The organism is Microbacterium sp. oral taxon 186 str. F0373, assembly GCF_000411455.1.
GTDB lineage: Bacteria > Actinomycetota > Actinomycetes > Actinomycetales > Microbacteriaceae > Microbacterium.
Genome location: NZ_KE150457.1, coordinates 2086374 through 2107758 on the forward strand (window position 1 = coordinate 2086374; position 21385 = coordinate 2107758).

The 21385-nt window shown below is 65.3% G+C and carries 16 protein-coding genes and 3 rRNA genes; 10 read left to right on the forward strand and 9 right to left on the reverse strand.

The window, feature by feature from the left end; all coding sequences use genetic code 11:
* Nucleotides 1-64 precede the first annotated feature (64 nt).
* From HMPREF1529_RS09755 to HMPREF1529_RS09765, 3 genes are read left to right on the forward strand one after another with little or no spacing between them, the layout of a single operon-like run.
* The gene (locus tag HMPREF1529_RS09755; RefSeq protein WP_051120855.1) at nt 65-1090 is read left to right on the forward strand and encodes a 4-hydroxy-3-methylbut-2-enyl diphosphate reductase; all 1026 of its coding nucleotides are present in this window, start codon (nt 65-67) and stop codon (nt 1088-1090) included.
* Complete coding sequence (locus tag HMPREF1529_RS09760) at nt 1087-1656, forward strand: DUF6264 family protein (protein ID WP_016464687.1); 570 nt, start codon at nt 1087-1089, stop codon at nt 1654-1656. The genes HMPREF1529_RS09755 and HMPREF1529_RS09760 overlap by 4 nt, the downstream gene beginning before the upstream one ends.
* Nucleotides 1653-2222 carry an MOSC domain-containing protein gene (locus HMPREF1529_RS09765; RefSeq protein ID WP_005052599.1) on the forward strand — a complete coding sequence of 190 codons (570 nt, stop codon included), beginning with the start codon at nt 1653-1655 and terminating at the stop codon, nt 2220-2222. The genes HMPREF1529_RS09760 and HMPREF1529_RS09765 overlap by 4 nt, the downstream gene beginning before the upstream one ends.
* A gap of 210 nt (nt 2223-2432) precedes the next feature.
* Here HMPREF1529_RS09765 and fbaA read toward each other — a convergent pair whose 3' ends face one another.
* Nucleotides 2433-3464, reverse strand: a complete 1032-nt coding sequence (fbaA, locus tag HMPREF1529_RS09770; protein ID WP_005052602.1) for a class II fructose-bisphosphate aldolase — start codon at nt 3462-3464, stop codon at nt 2433-2435.
* 184 nt (nt 3465-3648) lie between these two features.
* Between fbaA and glpX the strand changes: the two genes are divergently transcribed.
* Both glpX and HMPREF1529_RS16315 read left to right on the forward strand, forming a co-directional pair.
* The gene (gene glpX / locus HMPREF1529_RS09775) at nt 3649-4638 is read left to right on the forward strand and encodes a class II fructose-bisphosphatase (RefSeq protein ID WP_016464688.1); all 990 of its coding nucleotides are present in this window, start codon (nt 3649-3651) and stop codon (nt 4636-4638) included.
* A gap of 156 nt (nt 4639-4794) precedes the next feature.
* On the forward strand, nt 4795-4947 hold the full coding sequence (locus HMPREF1529_RS16315; protein ID WP_231860872.1) for a hypothetical protein: 153 nt from the start codon (nt 4795-4797) through the stop codon (nt 4945-4947).
* A 12-nt stretch (nt 4948-4959) separates the two neighbouring features.
* Here the strand turns inward: HMPREF1529_RS16315 and HMPREF1529_RS09785 are convergent, their stop codons facing one another.
* The 3 genes from HMPREF1529_RS09785 to adhP all read right to left on the reverse strand — a co-directional run bounded on the left by HMPREF1529_RS09785 (nt 4960) and on the right by adhP (nt 8121).
* Nucleotides 4960-6255 (reverse strand): DNA recombination protein RmuC, encoded by a 1296-nt coding sequence (locus tag HMPREF1529_RS09785; RefSeq protein WP_016464689.1) that lies wholly within the window; start codon nt 6253-6255, stop codon nt 4960-4962.
* A 67-nt stretch (nt 6256-6322) separates the two neighbouring features.
* Entirely contained in the window at nt 6323-6928 is a 606-nt protein-coding gene (locus HMPREF1529_RS09790; protein WP_016464690.1) for a 3'-5' exonuclease, read from the reverse strand.
* Between the two features lie 125 nt (nt 6929-7053).
* Nucleotides 7054-8121: an alcohol dehydrogenase AdhP gene (gene adhP / locus HMPREF1529_RS09795; protein ID WP_016464691.1), complete on the reverse strand. Its 1068-nt coding sequence runs from the start codon at nt 8119-8121 to the stop codon at nt 7054-7056.
* A 93-nt stretch (nt 8122-8214) separates the two neighbouring features.
* On the opposite strand from adhP, the gene HMPREF1529_RS09800 reads away from it, so the two are divergent.
* Nucleotides 8215-8964 (forward strand): class I SAM-dependent methyltransferase, encoded by a 750-nt coding sequence (locus HMPREF1529_RS09800; RefSeq protein WP_016464692.1) that lies wholly within the window; start codon nt 8215-8217, stop codon nt 8962-8964.
* Between the two features lie 24 nt (nt 8965-8988).
* On the opposite strand, the gene HMPREF1529_RS09805 is transcribed toward HMPREF1529_RS09800, so the two are convergent.
* Genes HMPREF1529_RS09805 through HMPREF1529_RS09815 form a run of 3 tightly spaced genes read right to left on the reverse strand, consistent with a single transcriptional unit; the run spans nt 8989 to nt 12658 of the window.
* A complete protein-coding gene (locus tag HMPREF1529_RS09805; RefSeq protein ID WP_016464693.1) occupies nt 8989-10035 on the reverse strand; it encodes an ABC transporter ATP-binding protein in 1047 nt (348 codons plus the stop codon).
* Complete coding sequence (locus HMPREF1529_RS09810; RefSeq protein ID WP_016464694.1) at nt 10032-11546, reverse strand: ABC transporter permease; 1515 nt, start codon at nt 11544-11546, stop codon at nt 10032-10034. Before HMPREF1529_RS09810 ends, HMPREF1529_RS09805 begins: the two co-directional genes overlap by 4 nt.
* Before the next feature lie 53 nt (nt 11547-11599).
* A complete protein-coding gene (locus tag HMPREF1529_RS09815) occupies nt 11600-12658 on the reverse strand; it encodes an iron ABC transporter substrate-binding protein (protein ID WP_016464695.1) in 1059 nt (352 codons plus the stop codon).
* Nucleotides 12659-12774: 116 nt separating this feature from the next.
* Between HMPREF1529_RS09815 and ychF the strand changes: the two genes are divergently transcribed.
* Nucleotides 12775-13848, forward strand: a complete 1074-nt coding sequence (gene ychF / locus HMPREF1529_RS09820) for a redox-regulated ATPase YchF (protein WP_036283135.1) — start codon at nt 12775-12777, stop codon at nt 13846-13848.
* A 47-nt stretch (nt 13849-13895) separates the two neighbouring features.
* Here ychF and HMPREF1529_RS09825 read toward each other — a convergent pair whose 3' ends face one another.
* Both HMPREF1529_RS09825 and HMPREF1529_RS09830 read right to left on the reverse strand, forming a co-directional pair.
* Nucleotides 13896-14975 (reverse strand): hypothetical protein, encoded by a 1080-nt coding sequence (locus tag HMPREF1529_RS09825; protein WP_016464696.1) that lies wholly within the window; start codon nt 14973-14975, stop codon nt 13896-13898.
* Between the two features lie 9 nt (nt 14976-14984).
* Entirely contained in the window at nt 14985-15491 is a 507-nt protein-coding gene (locus HMPREF1529_RS09830) for a DUF1990 family protein (RefSeq protein ID WP_005052632.1), read from the reverse strand.
* 651 nt (nt 15492-16142) lie between these two features.
* Between HMPREF1529_RS09830 and HMPREF1529_RS09835 the strand changes: the two genes are divergently transcribed.
* The 3 genes from HMPREF1529_RS09835 to rrf all read left to right on the forward strand — a co-directional run bounded on the left by HMPREF1529_RS09835 (nt 16143) and on the right by rrf (nt 21383).
* A 16S ribosomal RNA gene (locus HMPREF1529_RS09835) occupies nt 16143-17665 on the forward strand.
* A 385-nt stretch (nt 17666-18050) separates the two neighbouring features.
* Nucleotides 18051-21157 (forward strand): 23S ribosomal RNA (locus HMPREF1529_RS09840).
* A gap of 109 nt (nt 21158-21266) precedes the next feature.
* Nucleotides 21267-21383 (forward strand): 5S ribosomal RNA (gene rrf / locus HMPREF1529_RS09845).
* The 16S, 23S and 5S rRNA genes sit together here, the layout of an rRNA operon.
* The last annotated feature ends 2 nt before the right edge of the window (nt 21384-21385 follow it).

A 21385-nucleotide genomic window follows, 5' to 3' on the forward strand; every position in this document is an offset into this window, starting at 1 on the left:
CTCAGCCCGCTCTCCCTAGAATCAAGGGGTGAGCAGCACAGCCATCCGTCTTCCGACGCCCCACATTCCAGGCCCGCGCGGACGGCTTCAGGATAACCCAGTCCCCGGACACAAGCGGGTCCTCCTCGCCTCGCCGCGAGGGTACTGCGCCGGCGTCGACCGCGCCGTGATCGCGGTCGAGAAGGCGCTGGAGCGCTACGGCGCGCCCGTCTACGTGCGCAAGCAGATCGTGCACAACATCCACGTCGTCACCGAGCTCGAGGCGAAGGGGGCCGTCTTCGTCGAGGAGGTCGACGAAGTGCCCGAAGGCGCCCACGTCGTCTTCAGCGCGCACGGCGTCTCGCCGGCTGTCGTGAACGCGGCATCCGATCGGGGCCTTCAGGCCATCGACGCCACCTGTCCCCTCGTGACGAAGGTGCACCGCGAGGCGGTGCGCTTCGCCCGCGACGACTTCGAGATCCTGCTCATCGGCCACGACGGCCATGAAGAGGTCGAGGGAACGGCAGGAGAGGCCCCCGAGCACGTCACCGTCGTCAACTCGCCCGAGGAAGCCGACCGCGTCGTCGTCAAGGATCCGGCGAAGGTCGTCTGGCTGTCGCAGACGACGCTGTCGGTCGACGAGACCATGGAGACGGTCCGCCGCCTGCGCGAGCGCTTCCCCGAACTGCAGGATCCGCCGTCGGACGACATCTGCTACGCCACGCAGAACCGCCAGGTCGCCATCAAGAAGGTCGCCAAGGATGCCGACCTCGTCATCGTCGTCGGTTCGGCGAACTCCTCCAACTCGGTCCGACTCGTCGAGGTGGCGCTGGAGTACGGAGCGAAGGCGGCCTACCGCGTGGACTACGCCCACGAGATCCAGCAGGAGTGGCTCGACGGCGTCGAGACGGTGGGAGTCACCAGCGGCGCCTCGGTGCCCGAGGTGCTCGTGCAAGAGGTGCTGGCCGACCTCGCGGGCGCCGGCTATGCCGACGTCGAGCAGGTGCGCACGGCGGAGGAGGATCTGATGTTCTCCCTTCCCAAGGAGCTCCGCCAGGATGCGAGTGGACGTCGGGACGACCGTGCACTGGGCGGGCGGTCGCGCGGATGACCGAGCAGACCGGATCATCGACGCACGCGGAGACGCCGCGCCCGCGTCCGCAGTACGGCGAATATGCGAGCCCGGAGGAGCAGCGGGCGCGCATCCAGCAGCCCGAGACGGCTTCCGGCTCGCCGCATCCGGCGTTGCCGCACACGGCGCCGAGCCGCGCGCACCCGCCCACCGCGCCCGCCACGACGGCTGCCGCGCGCCCGACGCGCGCCGCGGACCGCATCATCACGTTCGCCCTTCTCGTGTACGGCTTGGTGACCGTCGTCAGCGCCGTGCCGCAGCTGTGGGACTTCTCCGGGTTCGCACAGACCTGGATGCAGGTCGCCGGCATCGACGCGACCTTCACCAACACGGCGCAGGGCGAGCTGTGGGGTCGTATCGGCGCCTTCGTCTTCATCGGCGGGTGGATGCTCACCGCGTTGCTGTCGTGGGTCTCGCTGCGCGCGCGGCGGCTGTCGTGGTGGATTCCTCTCGTCGGAGCGATCGTGACCTTCATCCTCGCCACGGTGTGCCTGACGGTGCCGCTGCTCGGCGACCCCGCGATCGTCGCCCACTTCGCCCGATGAGCGACACGGGGCGCCTTCTCGCCGTCTGCGTCGTGCGGGCGCTGCGCCCCGACGCCGGATCACTCGGTGTGACGGCGATCGATAAAGCCGCCGTCGACGGGGCGGTGCGCCTCGGACGCTACGGCGCGTATGCCGATGTGCAGGCGAATCGGAAGCACCACGGTGGTCCGGACAAGGCTCTGTACGCGTACGCGCAGGAGGACGCCGAGTTCTGGGAGACGGAGCTGAGGGCCCCTCTCCCGCCCGGGTGGTTCGGCGAGAACCTCCGTGTCGAGGGGCTCGACGTCAATCGTGCCCGTATCGGCGAGCAGTGGCGGATCGGGGAGACGGCCGTCGTCGAGGTGACGATGCCGCGGACACCGTGCCAGACCTTCGCCCGCTGGGTGCGCATCGTCGACAGGTCGGCGGAACGCGGCTGGGTGCGGCGGTTCTCGGCAGAACGGCGGCTCGGCCCGTACCTGCGCGTCGTGCGCACGGGCTCGGTCCGCGCAGGCGATCCCATCAGCGTGATCCATGTTCCCGACGGCGCTCCGGGGCTGCTCGACGCGTACGTCGACCCCGCCTGAGCCGTCGACATCGTGCGTCGCGCGCTCGCGCGGTTCAGGGGGCGCAATCAGCGGCATCCGCGGGGGTGAGGACGCCGAATGCGCCACCGATTTCTGCGGATGCCGCGAGGCGCGAGTCGGGGGCGTCGCGGGCGGGTCGGGACGTCGCGCGCTCACGGCACGAGAAACGCCCCCGGAAGCGCGAGCTCCCGGGGGCGTCTTCGATGCGGATCAGAGGCTGATCGAGTGACCAGCCGAACCGAGCTGCTGCGTGGCCTCGATGACGCGCGCGGCCATCGCCGTCTCGGCCACCTTGCCCCAGGCGCGCGGGTCGTAGGCCTTCTTGTTGCCCACCTCGCCGTCGACCTTCAGCACGCCGTCGTAGTTGCTGAACATGAAGCCGGCAACCGAACGCGTGAACGCGTACTGCGTGTCGGTGTCGATGTTCATCTTCACCACGCCGTTGGCCACGGCGGTTGCGATCTCCTCCGCCGTCGAGCCGCTGCCGCCATGGAAGACGAGGTCGAGGGGCTTCGCGTCGGTGCCGAAGCGCTCTGCGATGCCCGCCTGGATCTCGCCGAGCAGCTCGGGACGCAGCTTCACGTTGCCGGGCTTGTACACGCCGTGGACGTTGCCGAACGTCAGGGCGGCGATGTAGCGGCCGTTCTCGCCGAGGCCGAGTGCGTCGACGAATCGGGACACGTCGGCGGTGGTCGTGTAGAGCGCCTCGTTGGAGCCCTCGTGCTTGACGCCGTCCTCCTCGCCGCCGACGACGCCGATCTCGACCTCGAGGATCGCGTTGATGTTCTTCATGCGAGGGAGCAGTTCCTTCGCGATGGCGATGTTCTCATCGAGCGCAACGGCGGAGCCGTCCCACATGTGCGACTGGAAGATGGGGTTGCGACCGGCGCGGACCTCTTCCTCGGATGCCGCGATCAACGGGAGGACGAAGTCCTCCAGGGCGGGCTTGGGGCAGTGGTCGGTGTGCAGGGCCACCGTGATCGGGTAGTTCTTGGCGACCTCGGTCGCGAACTTCGCGAACGCCAGCGCGCCGGTGGCGCGACCCTTCACGGTGTGGCCGGCGAAGTAGTCGGCCCCGCCCGTGGTGACCTGGATGATGCCGTCGGATCCGGCTTCGGTCAGACCCTGCAGGATCGCGTTGATCGACTGCGAGCTGGCGGCATTGATCGCGGGGAACGCGTACCCACCGGCCTTTGCACGGTCCAGCATCTCGGCGTACTGCTCAGGGGTGGCGACTGGCATTTCTGCTCCTCAGTTCTGCGGGGATTCCTGGCTCAGCCTATCGAAGCACCGGCCACGTCGGTGAGGCCCCCGCCGGGCAAAAGCGTCGGGTCGGCCTTGCCACAGCGATAAGAAGTGCACATCCTTCCTCAGGCATTGGCTGAAAACACCGCGTCTGCGACGCGGAGCCGCCTAGGCTGGCGTCATGGTGAGCCTGACCGCGGACATGAGCCCTTTGCACCCCGACCGAAACCTGGCGATGGAATTGGTGCGCGCAACCGAGGCGGCGGCCATTCGCTCCGTGCCGTTCATCGGTCGCGGACAGAAAGAGAAGGCGGACGGGGCGGCCGTCGACGCCATGCGGGCATTCCTGACCACGGTGAACTTCGACGGCGTCATCGTCATCGGGGAGGGCGAGAAAGACAATGCCCCCATGCTCTTCAACGGTGAACACGTGGGAACGGGGCGCGGCCCCCAGTGCGACGTCGCCGTCGATCCCATCGACGGAACGTCGCTGACCGCCGAAGGCCGCAACAACGCGCTCTCCGTCCTCGCCGTCTCCGACCGCGGCTCCATGCTGGATGCGTCCAGCGTGTTCTACATGGACAAGATCGTCACGGGTCCCGCCGGAGTGGGCGTCGTGGACATTCGCCTTCCCGTCGGAGAGAACATCCGCCTGCTGGCAAAAGCGCTCGGCAAGCCGGTCGACGAGCTCGTGGTCTCGGTGCTCAACCGGCCGCGCCATGCCCGACTCATCGAGGAGATCCGCGAAGCCGGCGCCGGAACGCGGCTGATGAGCGACGGTGACGTCGCCGGCGGAATCAATGCGGCACGGCACAACGCCCGTACCGACATGTGCATCGGCATCGGAGGCAGCCCCGAAGGCGTCGCGACCACCTGCGCGATCAAGGCGCTCGGCGGCCACATTCAAGGACGTCTCTGGCCGCGCGACGACGACGAGAAGCAGCGCGGAACCGATGCGGGTCTGAAGCTCGACGGGTACGTCTACGAGGCCGACGAACTGGTCACCGGGCGCAACACGATCTTCGTGGCCACCGGCGTCACGAACGGTGAACTCGTCGCCGGTGTTCGCCGCGACGGCGACTTCGTCTATACGGAGAGCGTCGTTCTGCGGGGGGCTTCGGGCACGCTGCGGCGCATCTCCTCGGAGCATCTCACGTCGAAGTGGCTCTGAGCGCGGACCAGATCATCGGCGCGGCGCGCCCGGTATGGGCGACGCGACAGCCGTACCTCTGGCACAATGGGCAACGGTGTCACCGGCGACACAGACGTTTCCACGCAGTCCGGGGGTCACATGTCCGCAGCATCCAGCAGTCCCAGAACGGGTCAGGTGAGCGTTCCCGTGGACCCCGCACGCCGACCCGACGTGCTGTTGCGTCGCCGGATGCCGGATGGTCACCAGGTCAGTGCGTGGTGGATGATCGGCGCGTTCGTCGCGGTCTCCCTGTCTGTCGTCGGGCTGCTCAACCTGTTTCCCGCCTGAGCGCGCCTCCGTTCACAGCCGGTCCCTGAGCGAGCCGAGATCTGCTGCGATACCCGTTGCGGCTTCGTCGGCGTCGGCGTCGGCCGAGTCCACCATCAGCTCCGGGGCGACGAGCTTTCGCGGTGTCTTCTCGATCGACGCGGGAGCAGCCGCGGCATCCAGCTTCGTCTCGTCGATCCCGGGGAACTTCCGTGCCGTGACGAGCACGCGCGACTCGAGTGATCCGGTGAAGCGGTTATAGGTGTCGACCGTTCGCTCGATGGCGCGGCGGAGATCCTCGGCGTGCCCGGCAAGTCCTCCCAGCCGCTGATACAGCTCGGTTCCCAGCTCGAAGAGGCGGCGGGCCTCCGTGGAGACCTCCTGCTGGGTCCAGGTGTAGGCCACCGTCTTCAGGACGGCCCACAGGTTCACGGGAGAGGCGAGCGCCACACGCTGGCGGAACGCGTGATCGAGCAGCGTCGGATCCTCCTCGAGTGCGGTCGCGAGCAACGCCTCGTTCGGCAGGAAGCACACGACGAACTCGGGGCTCGAGTCCAGTCCCGACCAGTACGACTTCTTGGCGAGGGCGTCGACATGGGCGCGGACGGCCCGCACATGACGTTGGAGCAGACCCGCACGACGGGTGGCCTCCTCGCCGGTCGCGGTGATCGCAATCGCCGAGGCTTCGATGTACGCATCGAGAGGCACCTTGGCGTCGACCGCCAGCGACATTCCGCCCGGCAGGCGAACGATCATGTCGGGTCTGCCATCGCCGGCGTGGGAGGTCACCGACGTCTGCAGATCGAAGTCGACGTAGCGGGTCAGCCCCGCTGATTCGACCACGCGCCGCAACTGCGTCTCGCCCCAGACGCCGCGTGTCACGTTGGAACGCAGGGCGCCCGCGAGGGACTCGGTGGTCGCCCGGAGCGCCTCATCGCTGGCGCGGGCCGCGCGCAGCTGCTCGACGAGAGAGCCGTACTGACTCTGGCGATCGCGTTCGAGGTCGGTCACCTTCTGCTGCATCGTCTGCAGGGACTCCTGCACCGGCGCCAGCGCGCGAAGGACCAGTTGATCGCGGCGTTCACGTTCCTGCTGCGCGCTGAGGTCAGCACGGGCCTGAGCGCCGAGATCCCGGGTGAGCGTGCGCTCATGCTCGAGCTGCACGTTCAGGGCGCGAGCGGAGGTCTCCGCGGCAGCCAGCCGTGCCGCCAGATCTGCGTTCTCGCGCGCGGTGCGCTCTGCGGCGCGCGCGCCGGCGGTGATCCAACCTCCGACGGCGCCGGCGATCAGGCAGAGAACTCCGACGACGATGACGATGAAGGCGTCCATGACTCCACAGTGGCGCACCCCTCCGACATCGACGGGCGCCGCGCGGTGAGTCCGCGTGAGGGGCCGTTCAGCCGACCGGGCCGGCGACGGGTGTGAGCCGACCGCTGCCGGCGAGGCGGGGGACGCGCACGCCGAGCAGCATGGCGAGTTCGACGACGTCGTGCACACCGGCACGGGCCGCCGCGTCGATCATGATGTGCGCGCAGGCGAGCGCGTCGGACGCGGCGTCATGGTGGGCGAAGTCGAGGAAGCCCGCAGCAGCGGCTACCGAGGGCAGTCGATACGAGGCGAGGTCGTAGGTCTTGCGGGCGATCTGCAGGCTGCACAGGTAGCGGTACGACGGACACGCGGCATCCGTCGCCTCGCAGGCGCGTCGCAGGACGCTCATGTCGAAACCGGCGTTGTGCGCCACGACGACATCGTCACCGATGAAGGCGTCGAGGGCGGTGAGCTGGTCGACCCACGCCGGCGCATCGACGACATCCTCGGGATGGATGCCGTGGATGCCGATGTTCAGCTCGAAGAACCGGTCGTGGCCGGGCGGGGGCTTGATGAGCCAGCCCGCCGTCTCGACGACACGACCATCGCGGACACGCGTGAGACCGACGGCGCACGCCGAGGCGCTCGAAGAGTTCGCCGTCTCGAAGTCGATCGCGGTGAAGTCCAAGGCCACAGCTCTACTGTGCGCGTCGATGCCCCGCGGCGGCGGCAGGCGCGCCGCGGGGCGCACGTGGCCCCGACGTGCCGAGCGGGGAGCGAACCTGCTGCGCTCGCTCCCCGCCGGTCGTTGCGGCCGGATCAGTACCGCATGACGATGCGACCGTCGATCTGGCCCTTCTCCATCCGCTCGAAGATGTCGTTGACGTCCTCGAGGTTCTCCACGTGCACGGTCGGGTGGATCTGACCGCGCGCGTAGAAGTCGAGCGCCTCGATCATGTCCTGCCGGGTTCCGACGATCGAGCCGCGGATCGTGATCGCGCGCAGCACGATGTCGAAGATGTCGGCGTCGAAGGTCCCGGGCGGCAGACCGTTGAAGACGATCGTGGCTCCCCGCCGCACGACGCTGAGCGCCTGGTCGAAGGCTCTAGGGTGCACCGCGGTGACGAGGACGCCGTGCGTTCCTCCCGTGTGCTCGGAGATCGCGGCGCCGGGATCGGTCTGCGCGGCGTTGACCGTGACCTCTGCGCCGTGGCGGCGAGCGAGTTCCAGCTTGGCGTCGTCGACATCCACGGCAGCCACGCGCATGCCCATCGCCCGTGCGTACTGCACCGCGATGTGACCGAGCCCGCCGATGCCCGAGATGGTCACCCACTCGCCCGGTCGCACGCCGGTCATCTTCAACCCCTTGTACACCGTGACCCCGGCGCAGAGGATCGGGGCGACCTCGACCGGGTCGGCGCCGTCGGGGATCCGCGCGGCGTACTTCTCATCAACGAGCATGAACTCGCCGAAGCTCCCGTCCATCGAGTATCCGCCGTTCTGCTGCGCCGGGCACAGCGTCTCCCATCCGGTGCGGCAGTACTCGCACGTTCCGCACGCCGACCACAGCCAGGCATTGCCGACCTTCTGGCCGACGGTGAGCGTCGTCACGCCGGGGCCGAGCGCGACGACCTCGCCGTAGCCTTCGTGTCCGGGGATGAGATCGGCCTTCGGGGCGACCGGCCAATCGCCGCGCGCCGCGTGAAGGTCGGTGTGGCAGACGCCGCTGGTGATCACGCGCACGAGTGCCTGGCCGGGGCCGGGGCGCGGGACCGGCACGTCGGAGACGATCAGCGGCTCGCCGGGCGCGGTAACCACCGCGGCGCGCATGGTCGTGGCGATCGCCTCGGTCGCGGCGGCAGCAGGGGTGTCGGTCAGAGTCGTCATTGACATCACTTCCTCTCGGCGGAGCCGTTCCGCCCGATGTCTCGACGGTAGGAACGTCGAGGTTGCAAGAGGTTGCAGGCGTAGGGTCGCCCCATGGCGACACGCGACGAGATGGCGCTCAGCTTCGGCTCGGCGGCGGGGGAGTACCAGACGGGCCGGCCGTCGTACCCGGCGGCGGCCGTGGAGTGGTTGTTGGCTCCCGCCGGTGAACATCCGCGCGTTGCGGATGTCGGGGCGGGTACCGGAAAGCTCACCGCCGCGCTGCTCGATGCGGGGGCCGACGTGATCGCCGTGGAACCGGATGCCGCGATGCTCGCCACCCTGAGAGAGGCCCTTCCGGCCGTGGAGACGCTGATCGGCGCCGCGGAACGCATGAACCTTCCCGATGAGAGCGTCGACGCCGTCGTCTTGGGTCAGGCGTGGCACTGGGTCGATGTGGTCGCGGCATCCGCCGAGGTGGGACGCGTCCTGAAGCCCGGCGGCGTCCTCGGTCTGGTCTGGAACATCCGCGACGTGAGCACGCCGTGGGTGGTCCGCCTCGGCGCCATCATGAAGGGCAGTCACGCTGAAGAGCTTCTGTCCGGCGCGGGGCCGGCCGTCGCCGCACCCTTCGGCGCGCTCGAGCATGAGAGCTGGCGATGGTCGCGACGACTGACGCGGTCAGAGCTCGCGGCCATGGTGCGCTCGCGCAGCTACGTCATCACCGCCACGCCGTCGGAGCGGGACCGCATCCTCGCCGAGGTCGAGGAGCTCTTCGCCGCGTCGTGTCACCGGGGTGAGGACGGGGTCGAGATCATCGATCTGCCGTATCGCACCGAGGCGTTCCGCAGCATCCGCCGATGAGCGAGCGGACGCCGCGCCGAGGTGTCAGGCCGCGTAGACGACGGTGCCGCCGTCGACGGTGATCCGGACGTCGTCGCCGACGGCGGGCAGCGGCGAGCCGACGGCGCGCAGCGGCACGCCGACCGTGGTGCCGTCGGCGCAGGCGATCGTGGCGGTGGCTGTCGCGCCCACGACCGCGATGGCGATCACACGGGCAGGCGCCGCCCCGGCATCCGTCGTCAGTCTGAGTTGAGTCGGGCGCACCATGGCGACGACCATCGATGAGCCGTCGGAGAAGTCGGCATCCACGGTGAGCGTGCCGAGGGGGCAGCGGAACCCACCGGTCGCGGTCTTCGCGCCCGCGAGCAGGACCGTGTCGCCGAGCAGACGCGCCACGGATGCCGAGACAGGACGCGAGAACACGTCCGCGCAGACACCGGCCTGCTGCAGCCGTCGGTCGTCGAGGACGGCGACGGAGTGCCCGAAGGCGAGTGCTTCTTCGGGGTCGTGGGTCACGAGGACGCTCGTCACCTGCGCCCGCGTCAGCGCATCGACGACCTGTGTGCGCACCTGCGCGCGCAGTTCGGTGTCGAGCGCGCTGAAAGGCTCGTCGAGCAGAAGCACCCGCGGGTGCGGGGCGAGAGCGCGAGCGAGAGAGACGCGCTGCTGCTGACCCCCGGAGATCTCGTGGGGATAGCGGTCGAGGAGTTCGGGCTCGATACCGGCGAGCGCTGCAGCGGCCGCGACGGCACCGGCGCGCTCTCGGCTCGCTGAGCCGCGGAGGCCGAAGGCGATGTTGCGTCGTGCGGTGAGGTGCGGGAAGAGGGCGCCGTCCTGTGCGACGTAGCCGATCCGTCGCCGATGCGGGGCCAGGTGGCGTGTCGCCGTGGCGGCGACCTCGTCGCCCAGACGGATCTCACCGGCCGCGATGCGCTCGAACCCGGCGATCGCGCGCAGCAGTGTGGACTTGCCGCTTCCCGACGGGCCCACGATCGCGAGTCGCTCCCCGTCGGGGACGGACAGGTGCACGCCGGCGAGCACGAGATCCCCGCCGAGGCGCACACCGGCATCCGTGACGGTCAACGAGGTCATCGATCGCTCCGCCGTCGGGCATCGGCGAGAAGGAGGGCTACGCTCGGGACCGACAGCACGATGAGCATGATCGCATACGGGGCACCGGCGACGAAGTCGGCGTTCGAGGTCTCCGACCAGAACTGGGTGGCGAGGGTGCGCGTTCCGCTGGGTGCCAGCAGGAGGGTCGCCGTCAGCTCGTTCGCGCAGCCGAGGCCCACGAGGGCCAACGCCGCACCGAACGACGATGCCATCAGCGGCGCCGTCACCTCGACCGTCGCCGCGAACCGGGTCCGGCCGAGGGTCTGCGCTGCTTCCTCGAGGCGCGGGGGCACCTGCGCCAAGCCGCTGCGGAGGCTCACCAGTGCACGGGGGAGGAACACGATGACGTAGGCCGCGATGACGGTTGCGGGGGTCTGGTACAGCCCGGGAACGACGCGAAGAGTCACCGTGACCAGCGCGAGCGCGACGATGATCGTCGGCAGGCTGCTGGCGAGGTACATCGCGCCCTCGATGCCGCGGGCGAGGCGGCTGGGGTGCCGCACGCTCAACCAGGCGCAGGGGAGGGCGACGACGGTCGCGGCGAGCGCTCCGCCGCCCGACAGCAGAAGGGTCTGGGTGAGTGCCGGCAGCAGATGGATGCTCTGCCAGCCCTCGGGGCGCAGCGCCCACCGCAGCAGGCTCGCGCCGGGAATGCCGACGGCGAGGATCAGGATGCCGCTGAGCACCGCCGTGACGGGGATCGCCGCCCGACCCAGCCGGCAGGGGACGGCGGGCCGCGCGGCGCCGCGTCCGATCCGCGCGTACCGCAGCCGACCGCGAGCGCTCGCTTCACCGACGAGCAGCACGAGGCAGAGGGCCGCGAGGACGACGCCGAGCGCGTTGGCTGCGGGGCCGGCGAAGCTGGACTGGAACTGGCTGACGATCGCCGTCGTGAAGGTGTCGAAGCGCAGCAGTGCGAAGGCGCCGTACTCTGCGAGCAGGTGAAGCGCGACGACGAGTCCGCCGCCGAGAATCGCCACGCGCAGTTGGGGGAGGACCACCCGCCAGAAGGTTGCGAGGGGACTGAGCCCGAGCGAGCGCGCCGACTCCTCGAGCGCCGGATCGAGGCGTCGCAGCGTGGCCAGGGCCGGGAGGTAGACGAGCGGATAGTAGGCGCCGACGGCGATCAGCACTCCACCGCCGAGTCCCTGAAGAGAGGGCACGGCGGAGATCCAGCCGTATCCGCTGACGAAGGCGGGCATCGCCAACGGGGAGGCGAGCGCGATCGCCCAGATCTTCCGGCCGGGCAGGGCCGTGCGTTCCACGGCCCAGGCCGCGCCGACGCCCACCGCGACGCACAGCGGCACGGCGAGAACGAGCAGACCGAGGGTGTTGGCGAGCAGCTCGCCGACCCGGGGGCGGAACACCTGGGCGCTCAGCTGCGACCAGCCCTCCGAGATGGCGACCCACACGACGAAGCCGACGGGGACGAGCAGCAGCGCCGCCGCGACGACGGCGAGCGCCAGCAGCGGCACCGGCGTGGTGAGCACGCGGTGCCGCTGCGCGGGTGGGCTGACCGCAGGGCGGTCGGCGGTGGCGAGGCTCAGATCAGCCCCGCGGCCGTCATGAGGTCGGTGACCTTCTTGCTGTTCAGCGTCGAGGGGTCGATCGCCGGCGGCTGCAGAGAGCTCAGCGGCGGCAGGGCCGGGTTGGAGGCGACGTCGCTGCCGATCGCATACTCGAAGCTCGTGCCGTCGCGGAGAACCTGCTGTCCGTCCGGGCCGGTGATGAAGGCGAGGAACCGCTGCGCGGCGGCGGCGTTCTTGCTCGAGGCGAGCACGCCTCCGCCCGACACGCTGACGAACGCCCCCGGGTCCTGGGCGCCGAAGTAGGCCAGTTTCGTGTTGGCGCTGTTCTCCTTCGTCTTGGCCTGATCGATGAACCAGTAGTAGTGGTAGATAACGCCGAGCGGGATCTCACCGGCGTTGACGGCCTTCATGACGGTGCTGTTGCCCTTGTACGCAGAGACGTTCTCTTTCATGGCGGTGAGCCACGCGGCCGTCGCGTCCTCGCCCTTCTCCTGCAGGATGGCGGAGACGATCGCCTGGAAGTCCGCTCCGGTGGGCGACGCCGCCCACCGTCCCTTCCACTCCGGCTTCTGCAAGTCCATGATCGATGTCGGCAGCTGGTCTGAGGAGATGAGTGACGGGTTGTAGACCATCACCGTCGACCGTGCTGCGATCCCTGTCCAATCGCCACTCGCGGGGCGGTACTGCGTGGGGACGTTTGCCAGCGTCGCGGCGTCGACCGGGGCGAGCAGACCCGCGTTCTCGACGAGGGACATGGCGGGGGAGTTCTCGGTGAGGAAGACGTCGGCCGGTGAGGCGGAGCCCTCCTGAACGATCTGGTTTCCGAGCTCGGAGTCGCTGCCGTTGCGCAGTACCACCTCGATACCGGTCTTCTTCGTGAAGGCGTCCGCCCACGCTTGGGTGAGTTCTTCGTGCTGCGCGTTGTAGACGGTGATCGACGTGCCGCTAAGGCTGGACGAATCCGTGGAGGAGGATGCGCCGGGCGCGGTGGAGCCCGCGCAGGCGGACAGCCCCAGCGCGGCGATGACGAGAACGGATGCCGCCGCGAGACGGCGAGGGAAAGACACAGGCATAACGGCACTCTCTTTTGAAGATAGGTAACCCTTACTTTAGTCGCGGGTCGGATGTGGTGACGAACCAGGGCGGCGCGGGAGAGGAGGGTGTGCTCACCCCCGTAGACTTGACCCCCGTGGCTCTTACCATCGGAATCGTGGGTCTTCCCAACGTCGGCAAGTCGACCCTGTTCAACGCACTGACGAAGAACCAGGTTCTCGCCGCGAATTATCCGTTCGCGACGATCGAGCCCAACGTGGGCGTCGTGAATCTTCCCGATCCTCGGCTGGACAAGCTCGCCGAGGTCTTCGGCAGCGAGCGCACCCTTCCGGCCGCCGTCTCGTTCGTCGACATCGCGGGCATCGTCCGCGGCGCGAGCGAGGGCGAGGGCTTGGGAAATAAGTTCCTGGCGAACATTCGTGAAGCCGATGCCATCGCACAGGTGGTGCGCGGCTTCGCGGACTCCGACGTGGTGCACGTGGACGGCAAGGTCGACCCGGCATCCGACATGGAGACCATCAACGCCGAGCTGCAGCTGGCCGACCTCGAGACGCTCGAGAAGGCGATCGTCCGCTACGAGAAGGAAGTGCGCGGCAAGAAGCTCGACCCGGCCGTTCTCGAAGCCGCCGTCGCGGCGCGCGATGCACTGCAGCGCGGCGTGCTGCTCTCGGCATCCGGGATCGACCTCGCCCCCATCAAGGAGCTGGGCCTGCTCACCGCGAAGCCGTTCATCTTCGTCTTCAACGTCGATGAGGCGGTGTTGACGGATGCCGCCCGCAAGGCCGAGCTGGCCGCGCTCGTCGCGCCGGCGAAGGCGGTGTTCCTCGACGCGAAGATCGAGTCGGAGCTGATCGATCTCGACCCCGAGGAGGCGGCGGAGTTGCTTGCCTCCACCGGGCAGGACGAGTCCGGCCTCGACCAGCTGGCGCGCATCGGTTTCGACACGCTGGGGCTGCAGACGTACTTGACGGCGGGTCCGAAGGAAGCGCGAGCGTGGACGATCGGCAAGGGGTGGAAGGCGCCGCAGGCCGCCGGGGTGATCCACACCGACTTCGAGAAGGGCTTCATCAAGGCCGAGGTGATCTCGTTCGACGACCTCGTCACGCTCGGGTCTGTCGCCGAGGCGCGCGCGAAGGGCAAGGCGCGCCTGGAGGGCAAGGACTACGTCATGCAGGACGGCGACGTCGTGGAGTTTCGCTTCAACGTCTGACGAAGAGCGCGAAACGCTGCACGGAGCCGGGCCCGACGGTCTTCCCGTCAGACGGTGCCGCACCGTCCGACGATTCTGATCCGCAGGAGTCCGTCGATGCTCGTCGAGTCACGAATGCTCATCGATTCGATCGGAAGGTCGAGGCTGTAGCGGATGTCCTCGTGCAGCGCCCTGTCCGGGAGGTAGCCCGCGGCATCCCACACCCGGAGGAGCTGCGTCAGAGTGGCGGCGTTGTCGCTGGTCTGAAACTCGAGGGAGAGCGATGACGCTGAGCCGGCGGTTCCGCATGCGGACGTGCTCAGGGGGACGGCTTCGGGGATGATCGCGGTGCCATCTGCTGCGCGGACGGGCCCCACAGAAGCGGCCAGCGATCTGCGCAGCATCTCCACGACGTCGGCCCGGGTTCCGGGCAGGACGAGTGGTGAGGCGGGTGTCGTCGGTCGCGCACCGGCGGGCGGCGCCACGTCGATGTCGCACGTCGGTGTGCGATCGCGCCGTTCCGGGAGGGTGAAGGCGGGAGTGCCGGCGGCGGAGGGCGGCGCGGGCGCGACGGAGCGATTGTTGTTGTACCAGACGCGGACGATGCCGTCCTCGGTGGTCGCAATGTAGTTGCCGTCCGCGATCGGCTGGTATCCGTCGTCGCCGACCGTGCGAGCCACTCTGGTGGCGAGGATCCCCTCGGTGCGGTAGACGGATCCGCTGCCGGACAGAAGGAACGAGCGCTCCGCGACGACATACCCGGTGTCGCAGGAGTCGGTCACGAGGGGACTCACGGTCAGCGGACCGGAGAGCGCGGTGGCGGCCGACGCCAGCAGCGTGCACAGGATGGCCGCGACCCGTGCCGGAACAAGCACCAGCCGCCATATGGCGGGAACACGAATCACGCACAGGCCGACGGTGAGGGCCGCGAACGCGAAGAATGCGGCCGCGGAGACGAGCTGTTCCGACCCGAAGCCCCCGACGAGCAGGACGGTGTCTCCATCAGATGCAGTATCGACGATCAGTGCTGCCGTCATCACCATGGTCGCCGCAGCGAGCACGAGACCCGCGACCCACGCACTGCGCCGCAGGCGACGAGTGGTGGTGCGTGATGCCGCCGGCCGGTCCGGATGCGCCGTGGTCGTCATGTCTACACCCTAGGAGCGCGATGATGACGCCTCGCGCTCACCGGCGACTGTGCCGCGGAGCGCTCGCATGTACCTGCGGCGTGCGACCTTCTGGGCGAGAAGGAGAACGGGGAAAGCGAACCGCCAGCGAGAGTCGTCCGCCGCGCGGGTCAGCGAGCGGATCGTCAGCACGACGTGTTCGCGGTCTCTGTGCACGATGAAGGCCTCTTCCCCGGAGACGGGGTGGCCGGCCAGGGTTCGATAGGCGAAGCCGACGCGATCAGACGTCTGCACCACTTCGACGACGTCGACGGGCTCTCGGATCGACACGCCGAACGCACGAGCAGTGATGAGGGTGCGGATGCCGACGGTGACCTCTGACGCGGGGGAGACGCAGGAACGCTGTTCTCGGCGTACGCGACGGCGTAGCCCGCGCAGCAGAGGGTCGAGGTCAGCGAGCACGCCCCCCGAAGCACGCAGACGCGGAGCTACGCGGGCTCTGTCGTGCGGATCGCGCCGCACGACAGGCAGGACCATGCGACGAGGAAGCGCTCGTCGTCCAGGATCTCGAAGCCCAGGCGGTCGCCGCACAGTGGACAACGTGGGCCTGGACCGGCGGGGGTGCGCATAGGCCCAGTATCTCGCCGGTGACGCAAGGGTGGACTCCCCGCGGATGAGGCGACACGCCCGGGATGTGGGTGTGATTTGCTGGTTGGTGGTGTCCCGCGTAAGTTATTACTTGTTCGCCCCACAGGGAAGAGCGAAGGGCCGGAAGGCCTCGCCCCCTCAAGCGGAGAACCGAACCCCATCCCAAACCTCTCGGTAGAGAGAACAAGATTTCTGGTCTAGGATGGGAATCCTCTCGCAGAAGCCGTCACCGGTCGCCACTGTGGATCTGAGATCCCGAAGCGCTGATTTGACAAGCTGCGCGAGAGGGATAAGATTGTGAAGTTGCCCTGCGGGCGAGGCTGGAAGGCTGAGCTGCGGGAGCGTCCGATCCTTGAGAACTCAACAGCGTGCACTTGTCAAATGCCAAATTACCTCGTCCCTGCCTTTTGGTGGGGTGAGATTCCTTTGGATCAAGTCCGGCATTTTGGTGTCGGCATTATGGATTGTCAGTGATGGCATCCTTTTGGTCAGTTCAAACTCGCTGCATTGTCGTTTTCCCGATGGTGTATGCATTTTTTCTTTTTGGAGAGTTTGATCCTGGCTCAGGATGAACGCTGGCGGCGTGCTTAACACATGCAAGTCGAACGGTGAAGCCCAGCTTGCTGGGTGGATCAGTGGCGAACGGGTGAGTAACACGTGAGCAATCTGCCCCTGACTCTGGGATAAGCGCTGGAAACGGCGTCTAATACTGGATATGAACCGTGGAGGCATCTTCAACGGTTGGAAAGATTTTTTGGTCAGGGATGAGCTCGCGGCCTATCAGCTTGTTGGTGAGGTAATGGCTCACCAAGGCGTCGACGGGTAGCCGGCCTGAGAGGGTGACCGGCCACACTGGGACTGAGACACGGCCCAGACTCCTACGGGAGGCAGCAGTGGGGAATATTGCACAATGGGCGCAAGCCTGATGCAGCAACGCCGCGTGAGGGATGACGGCCTTCGGGTTGTAAACCTCTTTTAGCAGGGAAGAAGCGAAAGTGACGGTACCTGCAGAAAAAGCGCCGGCTAACTACGTGCCAGCAGCCGCGGTAATACGTAGGGCGCAAGCGTTATCCGGAATTATTGGGCGTAAAGAGCTCGTAGGCGGTTTGTCGCGTCTGCTGTGAAATCCCGAGGCTCAACCTCGGGTCTGCAGTGGGTACGGGCAGACTAGAGTGCGGTAGGGGAGATTGGAATTCCTGGTGTAGCGGTGGAATGCGCAGATATCAGGAGGAACACCGATGGCGAAGGCAGATCTCTGGGCCGTAACTGACGCTGAGGAGCGAAAGGGTGGGGAGCAAACAGGCTTAGATACCCTGGTAGTCCACCCCGTAAACGTTGGGAACTAGTTGTGGGGTCCATTCCACGGATTCCGTGACGCAGCTAACGCATTAAGTTCCCCGCCTGGGGAGTACGGCCGCAAGGCTAAAACTCAAAGGAATTGACGGGGACCCGCACAAGCGGCGGAGCATGCGGATTAATTCGATGCAACGCGAAGAACCTTACCAAGGCTTGACATATACGAGAACGCTGCAGAAATGTAGAACTCTTTGGACACTCGTAAACAGGTGGTGCATGGTTGTCGTCAGCTCGTGTCGTGAGATGTTGGGTTAAGTCCCGCAACGAGCGCAACCCTCGTTCTATGTTGCCAGCACGTAATGGTGGGAACTCATGGGATACTGCCGGGGTCAACTCGGAGGAAGGTGGGGATGACGTCAAATCATCATGCCCCTTATGTCTTGGGCTTCACGCATGCTACAATGGCCGGTACAAAGGGCTGCAATACCGTAAGGTGGAGCGAATCCCAAAAAGCCGGTCCCAGTTCGGATTGAGGTCTGCAACTCGACCTCATGAAGTCGGAGTCGCTAGTAATCGCAGATCAGCAACGCTGCGGTGAATACGTTCCCGGGTCTTGTACACACCGCCCGTCAAGTCATGAAAGTCGGTAACACCTGAAGCCGGTGGCCCAACCCTTGTGGAGGGAGCCGTCGAAGGTGGGATCGGTAATTAGGACTAAGTCGTAACAAGGTAGCCGTACCGGAAGGTGCGGCTGGATCACCTCCTTTCTAAGGAGCACTGCGCTCTTCGGAGTGACAGAGCCCTGATCAGAGCGAATGTCTCTGCAGGGAGCTCATGGGTGGAACATTTGATGAGGTGTCGGGGATTGAGTCTCGGGTGAGTACGGCCTTCGGGTTGGGAAAGCTCGGGGTGATTGAGTCGGCACATGCACGCTGTTGGGTCCTGAGGGACCGGATGCGCTTTCATCTTCGGATGGGGAGCAGACGAACCTCAGGACTCTTTCTGTTGCCGGCTGGTGCTGGTGCGGGGAGGGTACCGCCCGTACTTTGAGAACTACACAGTGGACGCGAGCATCTTCGAGATGATTTTTCATCTCGTGAAGATGATCTTAAAGATCATTAGTCAATTTTTTGACGATTCGAACTCATGTGATTTCAAGTCTTTAAGAGCAAACGGTGGATGCCTTGGCATCTGGAGCCGAAGAAGGACGTAGCAATCTGCGATAAGCCTCGGGGAACTGATAAGCAAGTTTTGATCCGAGGGTGTCCGAATGGGGAAACCCCGCCAGGGCGCGTGCGTACCTGGTGACTCCCGCCTGAATATATAGGGCGGGTAGAGGGAACGTGGGGAAGTGAAACATCTCAGTACCCACAGGAAGAGAAAGCAACCGCGATTCCGTTAGTAGTGGCGAGCGAAACCGGAACAGGCTAAACCTAGCGTGTGTGATAGCCGGCAGGCGTTGCACGTTGGGGGTTGTGGGACTTTTCAGACATGTCTGCCGATGTGTCGGCGTTACAAGAAGGTATAGACGAACCGCATTGAAAGGCGGGTCATAGAGGGTGCGAACCCCGTAGTCGAAATGCTTCTCTTGGCGCGAAGAGTATCCCAAGTAGCACGGGGCCCGAGAAATCCCGTGTGAATCTGTCAGGACCACCTGATAAGCCTAAATACTCCCAGATGACCGATAGCGGACAAGTACCGTGAGGGAAAGGTGAAAAGTACCCCGGGAGGGGAGTGAAATAGTACCTGAAACCGTTTGCTTACAAACCGTTGGAGCCTCCTTAGTAGGGGTGACAGCGTGCCTTTTGAAGAATGAGCCTGCGAGTTAGCGATACGTGGCGAGGTTAACCCGTGTGGGGTAGCCGTAGCGAAAGCGAGTCTGAATAGGGCGATTCAGTCGCGTGTCCTAGACCCGAAGCGAAGTGATCTATCCATGGCCAGGCTGAAGCGACGGTAAGACGTCGTGGAGGGCCGAACCCACTTAGGTTGAAAACTGAGGGGATGAGCTGTGGATAGGGGTGAAAGGCCAATCAAACTTCGTGATAGCTGGTTCTCTCCGAAATGCATTTAGGTGCAGCGTTGCGTGTTTCTTGCCGGAGGTAGAGCTACTGGATGGCCGATGGGCCCTACAAGGTTACTGACGTCAGCCAAACTCCGAATGCCGGTAAGTGAGAGCGCAGCAGTGAGACTGTGGGGGATAAGCTTCATAGTCGAGAGGGAAACAACCCAGACCACCAACTAAGGTCCCAAAGCGCGTGCTAAGTGGGAAAGGATGTGGAGTTGCCTTGACAACCAGGAGGTTGGCTTAGAAGCAGCCACCCTTGAAAGAGTGCGTAATAGCTCACTGGTCAAGTGATTCCGCGCCGACAATGTAACGGGGCTCAAGCACGCCACCGAAGTTGTGGCATTGACATTTTTGGTAGGCCTTCGTGGTCCAGCCGTGTTGATGGGTAGGAGAGCGTCGTGTGGCCAGCGAAGCGGCGGTGTGAACCAGCCGTGGAGGCTACACGAGTGAGAATGCAGGCATGAGTAGCGAAAGACGTGTGAGAAACACGTCCTCCGAAAGACCAAGGGTTCCAGGGTCAAGCTAATCTTCCCTGGGTAAGTCGGGACCTAAGGCGAGGCCGACAGGCGTAGTCGATGGACAACGGGTTGATATTCCCGTACCGGCGAAGAACCGCCCAAGCTAATCCAGTGGTGCTAAGTGCCCGAATCCTGTCGTATCGATCCCTTCGGGGTGAGAGCTTCAGGGCTAGCGCACGACCCCATGCTGGTGCGGTTAGCGTATTAACAGGTGTGACGCAGGAAGGTAGCCCAAGCCAGGCGATGGTTGTCCTGGTGCAAGTGCGTAGGCCGAGTCATAGGCAAATCCGTGACTCGTTAAGGCTGAGACACGATGCGGATAAAAAGTGGGTGATCCTATGCTGCCAAGAAAAGCATCGACGCGAGGTTCTAGCTGCCCGTACCCCAAACCGACTCAGGTGGTCAGGTAGAGAATACCAAGGAGATCGAGAGAATCGTGGTTAAGGAACTCGGCAAAATGCCCCCGTAACTTCGGGAGAAGGGGGGCCATCCGCTTATATGAGCTTGCCTCAAAAAGGGTGTGGTGGCCGCAGAGACTAGTGGGTAGCGACTGTTTATTAAAAACACAGGTCCGTGCCAAGTCGCAAGACGATGTATACGGACTGACGCCTGCCCGGTGCTGGAAGGTTAAGAGGACCGGTTAGCCGCAAGGCGAAGCTGAGAATTTAAGCCCCAGTAAACGGCGGTGGTAACTATAACCATCCTAAGGTAGCGAAATTCCTTGTCGGGTAAGTTCCGACCTGCACGAATGGCGTAACGACTTCCCAACTGTCTCAACCGCGAACTCGGCGAAATTGCATTACGAGTAAAGATGCTCGTTACGCGCAGCAGGACGGAAAGACCCCGTGACCTTTACTACAGCTTGGTATTGGTGTTCGGTGTGGCTTGTGTAGGATAGGTGGGAGACTGTGAAGCGGTGACGCTAGTTACCGTGGAGTCATTGTTGAAATACCACTCTGGTCACTCTGGATATCTAACTTCGAACCGTAATCCGGTTCAGGGACAGTGCCTGGTGGGTAGTTTAACTGGGGCGGTTGCCTCCCAAAAAGTAACGGAGGCGCCCAAAGGTTCCCTCAACCTGGTTGGCAATCAGGTGGCGAGTGTAAGTGCACAAGGGAGCTTGACTGTGAGACTGACAGGTCGAGCAGGGACGAAAGTCGGGACTAGTGATCCGGCAGTGGCTTGTGGAAGCGCTGTCGCTCAACGGATAAAAGGTACCTCGGGGATAACAGGCTGATCTTGCCCAAGAGTCCATATCGACGGCATGGTTTGGCACCTCGATGTCGGCTCGTCGCATCCTGGGGCTGGAGTAGGTCCCAAGGGTTGGGCTGTTCGCCCATTAAAGCGGTACGCGAGCTGGGTTTAGAACGTCGTGAGACAGTTCGGTCCCTATCCGCTGCGCGCGTAGGAAATTTGAGAGGATCTGACCCTAGTACGAGAGGACCGGGTTGGACGAACCTCTGGTGTGCCAGTTGTTCCGCCAGGAGCACCGCTGGTTAGCTACGTTCGGGATGGATAACCGCTGAAAGCATCTAAGCGGGAAGCCGGCCTCAAGATGAGATTTCCATACCTTCGGGTGAGAGGCTCCCAGCCAGACTACTGGGTTGATAGGCCGGATGTGGAAGCGTGGCAACACGTGAAGCTGACCGGTACTAATAAGCCGATGACTTGATAACACACCGTTTTGGTGCTTGCGTCCACTGAGTGGTTCTCGATGTACGGTCGAGAACACACACAAACATCACTCGTTTGATTGTTGTGTGCTTGATGAAACATCAATAGTGTTTCGGCGGCCATAGCGTGAGGGAAACGCCCGGTTACATTCCGAACCCGGAAGCTAAGCCTCACAGCGCCGATGGTACTGCAGGGGGGACCCTGTGGGAGAGTAGGACACCGCCGGACTT

Bases quoted from the DNA above. Each gene is read 5' to 3' on its own strand.
- HMPREF1529_RS09765 (WP_005052599.1), top strand. From the start codon at position 1,653: ATGAGCGACACGGGGCGCCTTCTCGCCGTCTGCGTCGTGCGGGCGCTG.
- HMPREF1529_RS09815 (WP_016464695.1), bottom strand. From the start codon at position 12,658: ATGCCTGTGTCTTTCCCTCGCCGTCTCGCGGCGGCATCCGTTCTCGTC.
- HMPREF1529_RS09825 (WP_016464696.1), bottom strand. From the start codon at position 14,975: ATGACGACCACGGCGCATCCGGACCGGCCGGCGGCATCACGCACCACC.
- adhP (WP_016464691.1), bottom strand. From the start codon at position 8,121: ATGACGACTCTGACCGACACCCCTGCTGCCGCCGCGACCGAGGCGATC.
- HMPREF1529_RS09760 (WP_016464687.1), top strand. From the start codon at position 1,087: ATGACCGAGCAGACCGGATCATCGACGCACGCGGAGACGCCGCGCCCG.
- HMPREF1529_RS09800 (WP_016464692.1), top strand. From the start codon at position 8,215: ATGGCGACACGCGACGAGATGGCGCTCAGCTTCGGCTCGGCGGCGGGG.
- fbaA (WP_005052602.1), bottom strand. From the start codon at position 3,464: ATGCCAGTCGCCACCCCTGAGCAGTACGCCGAGATGCTGGACCGTGCA.
- glpX (WP_016464688.1), top strand. From the start codon at position 3,649: ATGGTGAGCCTGACCGCGGACATGAGCCCTTTGCACCCCGACCGAAAC.
- HMPREF1529_RS09830 (WP_005052632.1), bottom strand. From the start codon at position 15,491: ATGGTCCTGCCTGTCGTGCGGCGCGATCCGCACGACAGAGCCCGCGTA.
- HMPREF1529_RS09785 (WP_016464689.1), bottom strand. From the start codon at position 6,255: ATGGACGCCTTCATCGTCATCGTCGTCGGAGTTCTCTGCCTGATCGCC.
- HMPREF1529_RS09805 (WP_016464693.1), bottom strand. From the start codon at position 10,035: ATGACCTCGTTGACCGTCACGGATGCCGGTGTGCGCCTCGGCGGGGAT.